This window comes from Phytobacter sp., assembly GCF_059074235.1.
The window spans coordinates 165,356-180,074 of record NZ_JCACPZ010000009.1; the positions used below are offsets into that span (position 1 = coordinate 165,356).

At 54.4% G+C, this 14,719-nt stretch carries 11 protein-coding genes and 1 pseudogene; 8 read left to right on the plus strand and 4 right to left on the minus strand.

What is annotated here, in order from left to right:
* The first annotated feature begins 175 nt into the window (after window positions 1–175).
* Window positions 176–1,844: pseudogene (gene tcp, locus AC5JPW_RS25265) on the plus strand (methyl-accepting chemotaxis citrate transducer).
* 145 nt (window positions 1,845–1,989) lie between these two features.
* Here tcp and AC5JPW_RS25270 read toward each other — a convergent pair.
* The 3 genes from AC5JPW_RS25270 to AC5JPW_RS25280 all read right to left on the minus strand — a co-directional run bounded on the left by AC5JPW_RS25270 (window position 1,990) and on the right by AC5JPW_RS25280 (window position 4,165).
* Window positions 1,990–2,568, minus strand: coding sequence for a hypothetical protein (locus tag AC5JPW_RS25270; RefSeq protein WP_494244204.1), 579 nt, complete (start codon window positions 2,566–2,568; stop codon window positions 1,990–1,992).
* Between the two features lie 131 nt (window positions 2,569–2,699).
* Window positions 2,700–3,440: a YoaK family protein gene (locus AC5JPW_RS25275; protein WP_494244205.1), complete on the minus strand. Its 741-nt coding sequence runs from the start codon at window positions 3,438–3,440 to the stop codon at window positions 2,700–2,702.
* Between the two features lie 305 nt (window positions 3,441–3,745).
* Window positions 3,746–4,165: a flagellar protein FlhE gene (locus AC5JPW_RS25280; RefSeq protein WP_494244207.1), complete on the minus strand. Its 420-nt coding sequence runs from the start codon at window positions 4,163–4,165 to the stop codon at window positions 3,746–3,748.
* A 459-nt stretch (window positions 4,166–4,624) separates the two neighbouring features.
* Between AC5JPW_RS25280 and AC5JPW_RS25285 the strand changes: the two genes are divergently transcribed.
* From AC5JPW_RS25285 to AC5JPW_RS25300, 4 genes are read left to right on the plus strand one after another with little or no spacing between them, the layout of a single operon-like run.
* Entirely contained in the window at window positions 4,625–5,362 is a 738-nt protein-coding gene (locus tag AC5JPW_RS25285) for an ABC transporter ATP-binding protein (RefSeq protein WP_494244443.1), read from the plus strand.
* 49 nt (window positions 5,363–5,411) lie between these two features.
* Entirely contained in the window at window positions 5,412–6,605 is a 1,194-nt protein-coding gene (locus AC5JPW_RS25290; RefSeq protein WP_494244444.1) for an ABC transporter permease, read from the plus strand.
* Complete coding sequence (locus tag AC5JPW_RS25295) at window positions 6,598–8,070, plus strand: TolC family protein (protein WP_494244209.1); 1,473 nt, start codon at window positions 6,598–6,600, stop codon at window positions 8,068–8,070. The genes AC5JPW_RS25290 and AC5JPW_RS25295 overlap by 8 nt, the downstream gene beginning before the upstream one ends.
* Window positions 8,063–9,352 carry an efflux RND transporter periplasmic adaptor subunit gene (locus tag AC5JPW_RS25300; RefSeq protein ID WP_494244211.1) on the plus strand — a complete coding sequence of 430 codons (1,290 nt, stop codon included), beginning with the start codon at window positions 8,063–8,065 and terminating at the stop codon, window positions 9,350–9,352. The genes AC5JPW_RS25295 and AC5JPW_RS25300 overlap by 8 nt, the downstream gene beginning before the upstream one ends.
* Window positions 9,353–9,489: 137 nt before the next feature.
* Here the strand turns inward: AC5JPW_RS25300 and AC5JPW_RS25305 are convergent, their stop codons facing one another.
* Window positions 9,490–10,422 (minus strand): helix-turn-helix domain-containing protein, encoded by a 933-nt coding sequence (locus tag AC5JPW_RS25305; RefSeq protein ID WP_494244213.1) that lies wholly within the window; start codon window positions 10,420–10,422, stop codon window positions 9,490–9,492.
* Between the two features lie 121 nt (window positions 10,423–10,543).
* Between AC5JPW_RS25305 and AC5JPW_RS25310 the strand changes: the two genes are divergently transcribed.
* Genes AC5JPW_RS25310 through AC5JPW_RS25320 form a run of 3 tightly spaced genes read left to right on the plus strand, consistent with a single transcriptional unit; the run spans window position 10,544 to window position 14,701 of the window.
* A complete protein-coding gene (locus AC5JPW_RS25310) occupies window positions 10,544–12,517 on the plus strand; it encodes a TonB-dependent receptor (RefSeq protein WP_494244215.1) in 1,974 nt (657 codons plus the stop codon).
* Complete coding sequence (locus tag AC5JPW_RS25315; protein WP_494244217.1) at window positions 12,514–13,554, plus strand: methyltransferase domain-containing protein; 1,041 nt, start codon at window positions 12,514–12,516, stop codon at window positions 13,552–13,554. Before AC5JPW_RS25310 ends, AC5JPW_RS25315 begins: the two co-directional genes overlap by 4 nt.
* The gene (locus tag AC5JPW_RS25320) at window positions 13,514–14,701 is read left to right on the plus strand and encodes an MFS transporter (protein WP_494244219.1); all 1,188 of its coding nucleotides are present in this window, start codon (window positions 13,514–13,516) and stop codon (window positions 14,699–14,701) included. Before AC5JPW_RS25315 ends, AC5JPW_RS25320 begins: the two co-directional genes overlap by 41 nt.
* The last annotated feature ends 18 nt before the right edge of the window (window positions 14,702–14,719 follow it).

The window sequence follows — 14,719 nt, forward strand, 5'->3', positions numbered from 1 at the left end:
AGGTTTATTTTATTTACTGCCTGAACATGCAAGGGACTGAAAATGCGCCGAAAACACCCTGAAAATGACCCTGTTTCAGGGTGTTACGCAGTGCAATCGTAAAGTTACTGTAAAGTTAATTTTGGCGGGGTCGATAATATATCGTGCAATATCTACTCTCCCACGGACTATGGCTATGCTCAAAAATATACGAGTTATTACCGGCATCATTATCGCGCTGTCGGTCTTTTGTCTTCTTCAACTGGTCACCGGGGGACTTTTCTACTCTGCGGTTAACAACGACAGAGTAAACTTCCAGAACACTGGTGTTCTCAGCGCACAGCAAGAAAATCTGGGTGACAGCGTTAACACGCTGATCAAAACCCGTGTCACTGTTACCCGCGTGGCCATCCGTTTTTTGAAAAATCAGCGCGATCCGGCCTCTCTGGCGAGTATCGAAAAGTTGCTGACCACCGCCTCTGAGTCATTGAGTAAGTCAGAGGGTTACTTCAACAACTACAAGAGCACGCCGCGTGTGGCAGGTCAGGATGCCGCTTTAGCCGAGGAAGTCTCGCAGAACATCACTAAAATGCACGACGTCCTCCAGCAATCCATCACCTTCCTGCGGGCCAACAACTACGAAGCCTACGGCAACCTTAGATGCTCAGCAGGCGCAGGACGATATGGACGCCAGCTATGCCAAATGGCGTGCGGAGAACGGCATCATTCCTGCAGGCTGCCGCTCGCGAGAACCAGAGCAGCTTCACCAGCATGCAGTGGACGCTGGGGGGGATTTTGCTGGCGGTGATTGCGGTGATGGTGGTTATCTGGCTGGGGCTGCAACACCTGCTGCTCAGACCGCTGCACAGCGTAATGGGGCACATTCGCGCCATTGCCGGTGGCGATTTGACACAGACCGATCTCCGCCGAAGGCCGTAACGAGATGAGCCAACTGGCGACCGGTCTGCACGAGATGCAATCCTCGCTGGTTCAAAACCGTGGGCGCGGTGCGCAACAGTTCCGATTCGATTTATACCGGTGCAAGCGAAATCTCGACCGGCAACAACGATCTCTCCTCACGTACCGAACAGCAGGCGGCTTCGCTGGAAGAGACCGCTGCCAGCATGGAGCAACTGACCGCCACGGTGAAACAGAACACCGACAACGCCCGCCAGGCTTCACATCTGGCGAAAAATGCCTCTGACACCGCTGCGCGTGGTGGTCAGGTGGTGAGCGATGTGGTGCGTACCATGAGTGAAATCTCCAGTAGTTCCCAACAGATAGCGCAGATCACCAGCGTGATAGATGGTATCGCCTTCCAGACTAACATTCTGGCACTGAACGCCGCCGTGGAAGCTGCACGTGCGGGCGAGCAGGGGCGTGGATTCGCCGTGGTTGCTGGTGAAGTGCGTACACTTGCCAGCCGCAGCGCCCAGGCGGCCAAAGAGATCAAAACGCTGATTGAAAACTCGGTTAACCGCGTCAATTCTGGCACCTCGCTGGTGGCAGAAGCGGGCAACACGATGCAGGAGATCGTCAATGCCGTGACCCGCGTGACCGACATTATGGGGGAAATCGCCTCCGCGTCGGACGAGCAGAGCAAAGGGATTGAGCAGGTCAGCCTCGCCGTGTCGCAAATGGACAGCGTAACCCAGCAGAACGCCTCGCTGGTGCAGGAGTCCGCTGCGGCTTCCGCAGCACTGGAAGAGCAGGCAGAGCAGCTGCGTCAGGCCGTTGCAGTATTTCGCGTCAACGGACATAACACGCTGCTGCAAAGCAAACCCGGTAAACCCACCGCGGCACCACGTGTAGCGATGGCCTCTGCTGCACCTGCTGCCAGTGACAGCAACTGGGAAACGTTCTAAGTTGTAAGCTGGCCGGGTAGTGTAGTGACTGCCCGGCCTGACATGATTGCCCTTCATTGAAGACAGACGTTCCTTTGCGTTTTGATGCCGTGATTTGTTCAAAGCTAAACCGCTGGGAATAATGTTTGTCTCTCCGTTCCGATTATCAATCAGGCGCTTTCGGGAATATTTCCAGGTATTTTTGGGATCCGTACATAGGGAAAACCAAAAATGCCATTCCCGCCGCGCCAGTCTCATACTGAGTAGCAAGATTGCCGCTATGTGTAATAAACACTTGATGGTTATACCATTGGCAACCGACGCTCATATCCGGTGTACAGTTCCGTGTTTTGCGTAATAACTCACCTTTTGGGGTCAGGTAAAAATAGAGCGCCTCGGGATCTGAGGGCTTTTCCGCAGACTCATCAAGCAGGATAAAGGTTGTCTGTCGCAAAACGTTGTTCTGTGCATCCAGCGAGGTGGCTTGTACGGTCTTGTCCGGATAATTGAAGCGTAATTTAACCACCGCAGCTTTCTCGCTGGACACGTAAAAAAGCTGCGCTAAATCGTTGGAGCCCCAGTAGCTTTCTCCGCTGGGTTTAATGGCTTTTGTGTTAAACCGATAAACGCTCTGCGAGCGAATATCCTGATGGTTCGCGTATTCTGCGGCATATTGCGCCCCTTGAGGGGAACTGATGCATCCACTAAGCGATACCGTAATTAACAAGGCTAATAAAGTACGCATGGGTCTCCCTGTTGGTCGTAAGTCCTGTCAGCACTCAGTATGCGCGTTAATTGATATTATAAAAAACGTGATGAGCTACCAGAAAAAGGGGGCACTGTTCTACACAATACCCGTACGGTGAAGGAAGTGAGTTACGACGCGCTGACGCGAACCCTCCGCACGCGAATGCTGACGGTAATAATAGAGACCGTGGCGACCAACATGAGCAACGCCCCCAGTGCCATCATGGCATTAAATCCCACCGCTCTGAACAGTACCAGTCCGGCAACACCGCCACCGAGGAATGAGAATATTGTTGTCAGATGGGTTGTTAACTGACTTTTTTGTGCTGCCGTATCTTTAGAATAATCGCGACGCAGCATGGCCACGATGACCGATGCCAGGGAAATACCGGCATCGGTCAGTGTTCCGGTAATGTGGGTGGATCGCACTCTACCTCCGGAAAGCTGCGTGGAGGTCGAATTGTGAATCCCCATCAGGCCGCAAAGAAGAATAATGATTTCCCGGTTGGTGCTGAAGGTATGAAAGTACATTTCATATACCGAGATGCCGATCAGTAGCAGCCCCTCCGCAAACAGGATCTGGCAAAAAACCAGCCTTACGTTATGCACGATGCCCCACAACACCAGAAGGCGAGAAGTGATGGCTCCGGCGACAAACGCCAGAATAATCGCGCTAAAGAAAAGAATGTCTTTCAGATCCGTAGAGGAGACTTCGCTGGAGAGCTGGGACGTGTTACCTGTCATGTGTGAGGGGAAAAATCCAAATGCCCCAAGCGCAATGGCATTCAATAGCCCAGCAGACGTTGCCAGCCACAGCGCCAGCCGCCGATCTTCCTGGTGAGAACGTTCTTTCTTAAATTTAATCAGCAAGAATACCTCCACGTTGAGCTTTGCCTGAACCTTGAGGCTAGCAAAAGCGATCAACGGGAGACGTAGGATGTGGCTTAATTTTTGTGATCTAAGTCAAGTTGGTCTGGGGGAGGAAAGTCAGAAAAGAACATTTCTTTAATAAGGATGATGGGAACGATGCTCACTGATATATATTTCTGAAATGCCCGATAGGGTGAGACCGATTTTATCGGGCATTGTGGCTGTAAACTAATTCTCTTCACATTCTTATTATTACGCTACGATAGTAATAATAATTACATTTCCGTTATGTGTGGAAATAATGATTAGAATTCGTAGTTAACGATAGCCTGGCTTGACTGACCATTTGCGGTCACCATTTTTCCGGTGCCATTTACACGGGCGTACAAACTGATCGGTTGATTTGGTGCGATATTATAAGCTGAGAAGTTAACGCTTCCTGAACGTGCATTGGAGACATCCATGCAAGTATTGCCGTTGTTATAGCATAAATAAACCTGTAAACCTGCCGGATAATAGCTGTAAGCCCAGGTATAGTAAACCATGCCCACTTTTCCCGTTGATGGCGTACCTGCGGTAACCGGGAATGCTTTATTATACCATTGGTTTTTAACTGAAACTGATGGGGCGAGCATGGAGCCGATGGATGCGCCACCTGTTGCGAAGGCGCTTGAAGAGATAAACATTAAGCCAGATAAAGCCAGTAGAATTGATTTCCGTTTCATTTAAAGCCTCATTAAAGAGTAAGCTAACTATAATCCATGATATTTAACTTAAATCATGGGAATTATTGAGTTGTCCTGATTTTAAACAAGGTAACTCAATAATTCGGATTAACTCGCCACGATTCCGTAAAAAAATAAATTACATGTTTTTCTTTGTCAATGCTTAATGTTTTATTTAAGCGTGGCTTAATTATTGTTAATATTTTAAATGTTACAGGCAACAGACCGAAAGTTTATCGGCTTATGGAGTCAATTCTTTAGATGCTATTTTTGGTAGGTGTAAATGGTCTTTGTTGGAGAATTGAGCTTGTTGCTGAATAATTGATCGGTATCAGTTTTAATGCACCCGCGTGGTATAAAATAGCGCAGAATACCTAAAGTTTTCGGCTTCCCAACCGTTAATATTAATAATGGAGTTTTCCTCTTACCTGTCTGCATCAGGATGAATTGTTGGCGAACATGGAACAGTTTTATTGCCCTGGAAAAAAAGTAACGGAAATAGCGAGCTCTGGCTTGGATTTGATTCGCCTGGAGTCTGTTACCTATTCCTATGGATCTGGCCATTCCCGGCAAACCATATTGCACGATATTTCGTTATCCATCCCGACAGGGCAAAGCTGCGCCATCGTTGGTGCTTCCGGCTCAGGGAAAAGCACATTACTCAATTTGTTAGGGCTCCTCGATACGCCTGACTCCGGGCGAGTTTTGTTTAATGGCGAAGATATGTCCCGCTGCGGTATTGATGCTCGCGCGACGGCCCGCAATCGTATCATTGGTTTTGTGTTCCAGAGCTTCAATCTGTTACCCCGCCTCAGTGCCGTAGAGAATGTTGCCTTGCCGCTGTTGTACCGGGGAGTGATGCGTTGTGACGCACAGGACGCCGCGCGAAAGCAACTTCAGCGTGTTGGGTTACGCGAATATGCTCACCATCGGCCTGCCGATTTGTCTGGTGGCCAGCGGCAGCGCGTAGCAATTGCACGCGCACTGGTTGGCGAACCGGCCCTGTTACTCGCCGACGAGCCTACCGGGAATCTTGATAGCCAGAACGCCAACGATATCATCGATTTGTTACTGAGCCTGAACCGCACTGTCGGCACGACACTGGTGCTGGTCACCCACGATAACGCGATTGCCCGACGAATGTCGCGCTGTATCCGGGTTGCCGATGGGCAAATCAGTGAGGCACGACGTGTCTGAAAACCGCTTTTCTGCGGCCATTCACTCTGCATCCTCTTCCTGTTACGGGATGTCGTTATGGCAAATGTTGCGGGAGTCGCTGGATAACCTGCGGTCACTGGGGCGGCGAGCTGTGCTGGCATTTGTGGGGATTGCGGCGGGATGTGCGGCAGTGGTGGCATTGCTGAATATTGGTTATAACGCCGAACGCGAAGCGATGAGTATCTTTCGCGGTATGGGCAGCGAACTTCTGGTCGCGACTATTCAGCAACCGATAGGTTCAGGAAGAAAGCCGCTGGTTGCGCCTGCAAACCTGGATATTGAGGCTTTACATCAGCAACTGCCAGGCATTACTTCAGCGTCAGCAATTATACCGAGCAATACACAAGCGCGTTTAAAAGGGCAAACCCAGGCGGTAACCGTGATTGGCGGGGGGGCTGAATTGCCCTTTGTCCTGGGGCAGCAGTTGGCGGTGGGGCGCTTTCTCAGCGATTTCGATAGTGACAGTACTTACGCTGTTCTCGGCGCGAATGTTGCTGCCGCATGGGCGCAAGGTGACCATCCGGTTCAATCAGGAGACCGCATTCAGATCGGTGGCTACCTGTTCGAGATAGTGGGAATTCTTCATCCTCAGGGGCCCAATCCGATTATTCCTTTCTCTGTAGATGATGCCATTTTCCTGCCGATTACCGGGATGCGGCGGGTGAGTGCTTTTGCGCAGATAACCAGTGTCGTGGCGCGCAGTGACAAAGCAGAAACACTGGAGTCGATTACGCCCGGATTAGAACGCTGGTTGAGAGAAAAAGCGCCTGGATTCGAGGTTAATGTCCAAATTCCGAAGCAGTTACTGGAAGGTATTGAGCAGCAATCGCAGTTGTTTTCATGGCTGCTGGCTGGCCTTGGCGGGATTTCGATGTTGATTGGTGGTGTAGGGGTGATGAATGTGATGGTGATGAATGTCTCTGAGCGCCGCCGGGAAATTGGTGTGCGGATGGCGCTGGGGGCTCGTCCGCGAGACATTGCGGCGCTCTTTCTGCTGGAGGCCATAGTATTGGCGACGTTTGGCGCACTACTTGGTGCTGCCGTGGGCCTGGCGGCTGCATGGATTTTTGTCTGGTTTTCTGGTTGGTCCACGTTTGCTTTATCCGCTGCTGCACTGCCGCTGGGAACGGGCAGTGCCATTGCAATTGGCCTGTTCTTTGGTTTATCACCGGCTATGGCAGCTTCGCGACTGGAGCCGGTAGAGGCACTGCGTGATGCATAGAACTTTGTTAGGGGTGCTTTTAGCGGGATCGTTGGTTGCGGTGAGCCGCGCTGAAATGCCATTGAAACCCACGCAGGCTACGCGGGGTGAAGGGGGGGGGACAACACGGATCGCACTAACGGGTGAGAGTATCGATCTGACATTAAGCGATGCCATTTACCTGGGGTTACGCGAGAACCGCGCCATTCGTAGTGCGTATCTCGACAGGATTGCTCAAAAGTTTGACCTGCGTGTGGCGGAAGATCGCTTCACACCGAAACTGGTGCTGTCCGGTAATTATCTCTCTGCACGTAACCAGGATGATAGATCCCGACAGGGAAACCTGACGCCGACGTCCACACTACTGACCCCGTATGGCACGCGAGTCAGTCTCGGCTGGACTTATCAGCACACTGATGCCAACCAGGCTGGTTTATCGCACAACGATGGCGCGAACTTTTCCGTTATTCAGCCGCTACTGCGCGGCGCGGGTAAAGATATTGCGACTGCGCCAGTACGCCTTGCGCAGATGACTGAGCAGATTAATCGCATGAATCTGAAGTCCACCGTTTCGCAGACTATCACACAGATTATTACCTCATATCGTGACCTGCTGCTTGCGCAGGAGCAGTTAAAAATCACCCAGGAGTCACTGGCCCGGTCTCGCCAACTGTTAGAAGTGAACCGGGCGATGATCGCAGCCGGTCGAATGGCGGAGTTCGAAATTGTCCAGACCGAAGCCGAAGTGGCCTCTCAGGAGCTGACGACTGAAGAGGCTCGTAACCGGGTGGACATGTCGCGATTGGCGTTACTGCAACTGTTGGCCTTGGATCTGCATGCGCCGATTGTGGCCACCGAAGCGTTACAGGCGAAGCCTGTCGATGTACTTGCGGATCGTGCACTGGCCCAGGCAGAGGCGTCACAGCCCGCTTATCTGGCACAGTTGCTGGTTGGCCAACAGATGGCTATTAATCTTGCGGTAGCGAAAAATAACCGCTTGTGGGATGTATCGCTGGTGAGCGGTGCAACGCAGCAGCGTAACCGCATTGGCCGGGGAGATAGCGCCCGCACATGGGATAATTATGTTGGCGTGCAGGTGGAAATCCCGCTGGGTGATATGTCAACCAGGCAAGCTGAGGTGCAAGCACAGGTCAGTGTGGAGAATCAGCACATCCAACTCGCCGAAGCTCATCAGCAGCTCGATCGTGATGTCACCAACGCGGTGCGTGATATTGGCACTCGCTGGCGGCAGTTTGAGATAGCCCAGCGAGCCCGGGATTTATCTCGTCGCAAGTTGGAAATAGAACGTGAAAAACTGAACGCTGGCCGCTCCAGCAACTTCCAGGTGCTGAGCTTTGAAAACGATCTCCGTAACGCTGAGAACGCCAGGCTCAACGCCCTGATAAGTTATTTGAATGCGCAGGCCGAACTCGACCAAACGCTGGGAACCACACTGCAAAGTTGGGATATCTCACTGAATGATTAAATTACCTTCCGCAAAGTATCGTCTGCTTTTGCTGGTGGCGCTTCTGCTGCCCGTTGTTTGCCTTTGCGTGTGGTGGGTTGCGCCGCATGAATCTGACGCTCCCGCAGAGCAGGGGATGTGGCTGCCGGTTACGCCACAACAGCTGGAAAATCAATTAGGGCTGGTGGGACGGATCCAGGCCGCGCAGCAGCAAACGCTCTCTGCGCCTTTTGAAGGCGTTATTCGCGAGATAGCCGTGCATGAAGGACAACGTGTTGAGCGCGGACAAATATTGCTGGTACTTGACCCCAACCTGGTCACGATCCAACTCCGCCAGGCACAAGCGGAACTGCTCAAAGCGCAAAAAGAGGTGGCGCTGTTTCGCAACTGGAGTCGCAGCCCGGATGTCTCACGTGCTAAGCGGGTGATGCAGGCTGCGCTCGCGACGCTGAACAATACGCAGGCCAGCTTACGCGACACCAATGCGCTGTTTAAGCGTGGTATTGTCGCACGCATGGAGGTCGACACACTGGAGCAGCAGATGCGGACACAGCAGCAAGAGCTGGATGCTGCTCAGGACGAATTGCGCATGGTAGAAGCGAGAGGTAAAGGAGAGGATAGCCAAATTGCTGATATGGAACTGGCAAACGCGCAGGCACGTTATACGACGTTGCTGGAACAGGTAGAAAAGAAAACGGTTCGAGCGCCATTTTCCGGTTTCATCGTGCGTCCTCTCTCTGCCGAGAGCGGTAAACCCGTTACAGTACAACCGGGGCTGTCGGTCAGTGCGGGAGCCCCGTTGTTGACGGTGATGGGGCTGGATACGATGCAGGTCGTCACTCGTGTTGAGGAAGCTGACTTACACCAGTTAAAAGAAGGTATGCCGGTTGAGATCACCGGTGAAGGTTTTGCCGGCAGAGTGCTTAGTGGTCAAATCCGTGAAATTGGCATCCAAAACAGCGCGAACGAGAGTCAGGGTGCTTACTATGATGTCATCGTCTCTGTGGATACGCCGTTGGCTGACCTGCAACACGATATCCGTCTGGGGATGAGTGCTCGTCTGGCTGTGATCACCTACCGTAATGAACAGGGTTTTGCAGTTCCTGCGCAGGCATTACACCTTGACCCACAAACGGGCTCTCGTTGGGTGCTCTGGCGGGCTTCGGCGAATACAGTACCTCGTAAAGTGGAGGTTCGCATTGGGCAGGCCGTGGCGCAGGGTGTGGAAATCAACGGCATAGAAGCGGGTGATGTCCGCGTCGATAAGCATGCGCAGAGCCAGGCAGCCGTCAGCATTCATTAAAAGATGAAGAGAGCGGTTTCAGCCAATTAAGTCCTGAAGACCTTGTCGGGTTGCTGGAAAAACATAGCTATGCGATGTGTTTTAAATTCTGAATGTCGTCTGTATTAACGCAGTGCTCAGGGCCGAAAGAGGGAGAACTATTTTAGTCTGGGCACCCCGACTACGGCACTGGGCTGACGACCAAAATAGCGCTGAAATGCCACGCTGAAGTTATTGGCATGGCGATAACCCACTTGCCAGCCAGCCTGCGCCACCTGATAACCCTGTTCCAGCAACTGGTGGGCCTTTTCCATACGCATCTGCAATAGCATTTGACCGGGTGTGGTATTGAAGCGCTGACTAAAACCCTGCTTCAGTTTGTAATCGCTCAGTCCCACCGCCATAGCCAGCGTACTTAACGAGAAGGGCTCGTCGAGATGTGCCAGCATCCAGTCGCGGGCCTGCTCCAGTTGCATATCGTCCCGGGGATGCAGCGGTCGTTCCCGCGCCTCGTCTAACAGATGTCGATGTTGGGCTAGCAGATTCAGCGCATGAATTTGCAGCATCAGTGCGTCATCTCTCTGCTGTTGGAGTCGCTCCAGCAGCAGTGTTGTGGCTCTGCTGTAAGGGGTAAAGGCATGATTGATCACCTGGCCGGTGGCAAAGAGTGGATTGCTGACCGCCTGCCCAAGGTAGCGGGTGGTGCAGTCGGCATTGAGCAGAAGGCGCAACTGGCCCACCTGTTCACCCGCCTGGTAGCGGCGCTCGCCCTGGCTACCGTGAAAGCTGGTGATGGTAAGTTGGCCTGCGCTAAAAACGGTCTCGCTGCCGTCGCACCCGTGGAAAGAGGAGCGCCCGGCCAGGCCAAAAGTAAACACCAGCATCGGGCAATCGTGCGGGTTACAGGTCTCTTCAATCAATGGCCTGATCGGCTGATAGTCGGAGCAGGCAACGGTAAAGCCATCGGCCACCGCGCTGAAACGGGAATGACAGAGCCCCACCGTCGCAGGCAGCACGCGCATATTGCCCTGTTTCTCTGCATCCTCAGCCGTCAGCCGATAGCTCTGTGTTCCCTGAAAAGCCTGAATCATCACCGTCACCGTTTCGCAGACGAAAACCAACGCCCCGCATACAAACGAGGATAATAACCATTCTCATATATAGATACCATAGTCGCTGAACTGGCGCTATGGACACTCGATGAGGATGAGAATGACAAGACCCTGGTGGGGCCTGCTGTTAGCGGCTCCTGGCATGGCGGCAACTGCCGCTGACATGCAGAACGAAAATCAGATTGTGGTCACTGCGACCAAAACCGAACTTCCTGCGGTGCAGGTTCCGGCCTCGCTTTCTGTTTTATACGGTGAGGAACTCGAAGCGAATCGCGTGGATGAGGTCAGCCAACTGGCTGCGATGACGCCGGGCATGTCGTTTCAACCCTGGGGGCAGGCGGGAACCAATCTGGCGGTGGTGCGCGGTGTCACCGGCAGCGGCAGTGGGTTTAATTCAGCGGTATTGTTGAGTGAGGACGGTGTGCCGTTGCTGGCCGGGCAGGGGTTTGATAACAACTTTCTCGACGTCGAACGTGTTGAGATCCTGCGCGGGCCACAGTCATCGCTGTACGGTCGTAATGCCGAAGTTGGGGTGATCAATGTTGTCACCCGTACGCCCGATAATACCCAGCGTGTTGATCTCTCAGCCATCGCCGGTAGCCGCGAGCGTCAGCAACTGCGCGGTAGCTTCAGTACGCCGCTGGTGGAAGACAGGCTTTATGCCGCCGTCGCGGGCGAATGGAAATCGCAAAACGGCTATGTTGATAATACGGTGACGGGGGGCAAGGCTGACGATCGCGAGCGTAACAACGCGCGCATGGTATTGCGCTGGACACCCAGCGATACCGACGACGTCCGTTTGCGCTACAGCCAGCAGCGCTACCATGACGGCGGCTCCCAATGGGGACCCGCCGCCAGCGCCGACAGAAAAGTCAGCAGCGGCACCGACTCCTGGAATCACTCCCAGGCGAGCGTTGTCTCGCTGGATTACCGTCATCAACTGGCGAACGGCTGGCAATTTCGTTCGATCAGCGCCCGGACTGAGATCCTCGACCGTATCCGGCAGGACACGGATTTCAGGCTGCCGGATACGCTGCACATGCAGCGCGATAATAAACTCACCACTCTGTCTCAGGAGTTTCGTCTGCAGGGAGAAGGCGATAACCACCGCTGGCTGACCGGTTTGTATTTTGATCATGACAACAACGACTTCCGTTTTGTGCAAAAACTGCCGCTGATGACCAGCGAAATGCGTAACACGCAACGCGGCAACACGCAGGCGCTGTTCGGGGAATGGACGCAGATGCTGGGCGGCCCGTGGAGCGTAACTCTGGGCGGTCGCATCGAGCGAAGCGAGATTGAGATATCACCGACCGGTGAGGATAAGCGCAGTGCCAGCTGGCACAACGTCTCGCCGAAAGTCTCCGTGCAGTATCAATGGCACCCCGGCCTGCAAACCTATGCAAGCTATAGCCAAGGCTATCGGGCAGGGGGCTATAACCTGTTTTCTCCTGCCACCGACTATCTGCGCTATAACCCGGAAAAAGTGCATTCCTGGGAGCTGGGAATCAAAGGCCTGTCCGACGATCGCCGCCTGCGCTACAGCAGTTCGGTTTACCTGATGGATATCGACGACATGCAGGTGCAGCAGGTCGTGCAGGCGGGCGTGGTCTATATCAACAACGCGGCAAAAGCCCGTTCAACGGGCTGGGAACTGGAAGCCGATTACAACCTGCTGCCTGAACTGCGCCTACAGGGATCGCTTGGCCTGAACCATACCCGCTTCGAAAGCTATCAGGATGGCAGCAACGACTATTCAGGTAATCACAACACCTTCGCCCCGGACGCGACCGCCAGCCTGGGGCTGCGTTATGACCATGCCAGCGGTGCCTATGGCCTGTTGCAGTGGCACGGTGTCAGCCAGAGCTTTCTCGATGCGGGCAATCAGTATCGCCAGGCAGGCTACGGCGTGGGGGATATCACCCTCGGATACCAGTGGCGCGATATCGACGTCTCGCTGTTCGTCGATAACCTGACCAATAAACAGTATGACGCCGTGGGCTACCTGAATGGCAGCGTGCGCATTTACAGCCCACCCCGTGAATTTGGCCTCAAAGTGAGCTACAAACTATGACGTTTCCCATCACCCTGATTGACCGTCTGGCGGCAGAAAGTGTGCTGGCTGACTGCCTGCAACTGGCGCTGCAACATCATCTGTTCGATGTGTTAGAGACACCGCTCAGTACCGAAAAGCTGGCGGAGCAACTTGGCTGGCATGCCGACCCGACCGCGCATTTGCTGGAGCTGTTGTGGAGCTTCCGGTTGCTGGATCGCCAGCAGGAAGGCGAATCACTTCATTACAATAGCGCCTCTGCCGTGCGCCCTTATCTTTGCCAGAGTGGTGAGCAGTACAGGGGCGATGCGTGGCGCTACCGTTTGCAGGCGTTGCGCGGGTTCGGCGAGCAGCTTACCGACATGCTTAACCAGCCTCTGCCGCAGTACAGTGAGCAACTGCCGCATGATGCCACCTGGGCCGCCGCTGCCAGGGGGCAAATCGCCCAGGAACAGCGGGCGCTGACGGCTGAGACCGCCTGTAAAATCGCAGCGACAGTTGAGCAGTTTACCCGCCCGGCGAGAATGCTGGATATGGGCGGTGGACCTGGACTGGTCAGCGTGGCCCTGGCGCAGCGCTTTCCACAATTGACGGGCGTGGTGCAGGATCTGCCGCTTACCGCTGAGGTGGCGCAGGGGCATCTTCATGCCGCCGGGGTAAGCGATCGTTTCAGTGCGGTCAGTGAACTGGTTGAAGACGACGGTTTCGACATTATCTGGTGCTCCTCTTTCCTGCACTTCGTTGCCGACCCGGTGCAGACGCTGGTGCAATTGTACCGGCGGTTGAAGCCGGGTGGGGTGTTGATCAGCGCCCATGCGCGGCTGAGCCACGACCCGCAGCAGGTCAGCCAGGTTCTGCCTTTCTTCCTGCCGCTATTAATGCGCGGTAAGCATGTTTTCCACCATGACCAGATGGCGCAGATGCTGGCAGAGGCAGGCTTTCACGTTGAGGATCGCGGGGAACACGCCTTTCCAATGGCCCCCTTCATGTTCACTGCGCCTTTCGCGGAGACGGGTTATGAACCGGGCGTTGCTCCAGTTCATGTTTTTCTGGTTTAACGTCAGCCTGACACTACCCGCCACCTGGCTGATGCTCGGCCTGCCGATGATCCTGCATCAGCAGGGCTGGAGCGGTCAGGAACTGGGCCTGTTCCAGTTGGCGGGGCTTCCGGCGGTAATGAAACTGTGGCTGGCACTGCCGGTAGAACGGAGCAGAGTGTTTCGTCAGCGCTATAAAAGCTGGGGATGCCTGCTCTGGCTGGGGCTGGCGATTCTGTTCGCGCTGCTAAGTCAGGTCGGACTACAGCAGAATAAAAGCCTGCTGTTTGCCCTGTTGCTGGGTAGCAGCCTGCTGTTGGCCTGGTGCGATGTTCCGGTCAACGCGTTAGCCATTGCGCTCTTTCATAAAAATGAGCAGGTGCGTGCAGGCAGCGTGCGCGCCGTCGCATTGTTCACCGGGGCGGTGGGCGGCAGCGGTGTCATGCTGCTTCTCTGGCAACACTTTGGTTGGGCACTGCCTTGCATTCTGATGAGCGGGGCGGCACTTCTCTGCGCCGTATTGCTGAGATTGCTGCCAGAACCGCCCGCAGGGGAACATCAACGCATTGAGGTCGTGGGTTTTTTCCATCAGCCGGGAGGAAAGGGCTGGTATCCATTGTGCCTGTTGGCGTTCCCGTTCCTTGGCAGCGGCTGGCTATGGCTTAAACCGCTGCTGCTGGACGCCGGTATGCCGGTGCAGCAGGTCATTATGTGGGTGGGAGTCGGCGGGAGCGTCACCGGGGCCGTGGTCAGTATGATCGGCGCACGCTGGCTTAACCGGCACAATGCCAGCGTGGCGCTACCGGGCTGGCTGTTGTTTGCCGCACTCTCGCTGTTGCTGCTGGCGGCTGGTGTGTCGTTGAGGCTCTCCGCCACCCTCCTGCTGGTTATCTCAACTCTGATGGCTGCTGCCATTGGCGGGTTATCCGCGCTGATGTTTATGCTGATGATGGCGTTCAGCCGGGAAGACAACAGGGCGGTGGATTACGGCATCCAGGCCAGCCTGTTTACCCTTTCGCGCCTGAGCGTGCCGCTGTTCAGTGGATTGCTGCTGGACCGTTTTGGCAGCGGCGTGATGCTGACGACGTTGTCACTCTGTACGCTGGTGGTGGCGTGGTATGCCTGGCGGCAACGCAGAGCTATCGCCGCCAGGCTGGCACAGCCGTAACGCCAGACGATGATGGAA

Coding starts and splice junctions, on each gene's coding strand:
- AC5JPW_RS25270 (WP_494244204.1), bottom strand. CDS start 2,568: ATGCGTACTTTATTAGCCTTGTTAATTACGGTATCGCTTAGTGGATGC.
- AC5JPW_RS25280 (WP_494244207.1), bottom strand. CDS start 4,165: ATGAAACGGAAATCAATTCTACTGGCTTTATCTGGCTTAATGTTTATC.
- AC5JPW_RS25285 (WP_494244443.1), top strand. CDS start 4,625: ATGGAACAGTTTTATTGCCCTGGAAAAAAAGTAACGGAAATAGCGAGC.
- AC5JPW_RS25290 (WP_494244444.1), top strand. CDS start 5,412: ATGTCGTTATGGCAAATGTTGCGGGAGTCGCTGGATAACCTGCGGTCA.
- AC5JPW_RS25295 (WP_494244209.1), top strand. CDS start 6,598: ATGCATAGAACTTTGTTAGGGGTGCTTTTAGCGGGATCGTTGGTTGCG.
- AC5JPW_RS25300 (WP_494244211.1), top strand. CDS start 8,063: ATGATTAAATTACCTTCCGCAAAGTATCGTCTGCTTTTGCTGGTGGCG.
- AC5JPW_RS25305 (WP_494244213.1), bottom strand. CDS start 10,422: ATGATTCAGGCTTTTCAGGGAACACAGAGCTATCGGCTGACGGCTGAG.
- AC5JPW_RS25310 (WP_494244215.1), top strand. CDS start 10,544: ATGACAAGACCCTGGTGGGGCCTGCTGTTAGCGGCTCCTGGCATGGCG.
- AC5JPW_RS25315 (WP_494244217.1), top strand. CDS start 12,514: ATGACGTTTCCCATCACCCTGATTGACCGTCTGGCGGCAGAAAGTGTG.
- AC5JPW_RS25320 (WP_494244219.1), top strand. CDS start 13,514: ATGAACCGGGCGTTGCTCCAGTTCATGTTTTTCTGGTTTAACGTCAGC.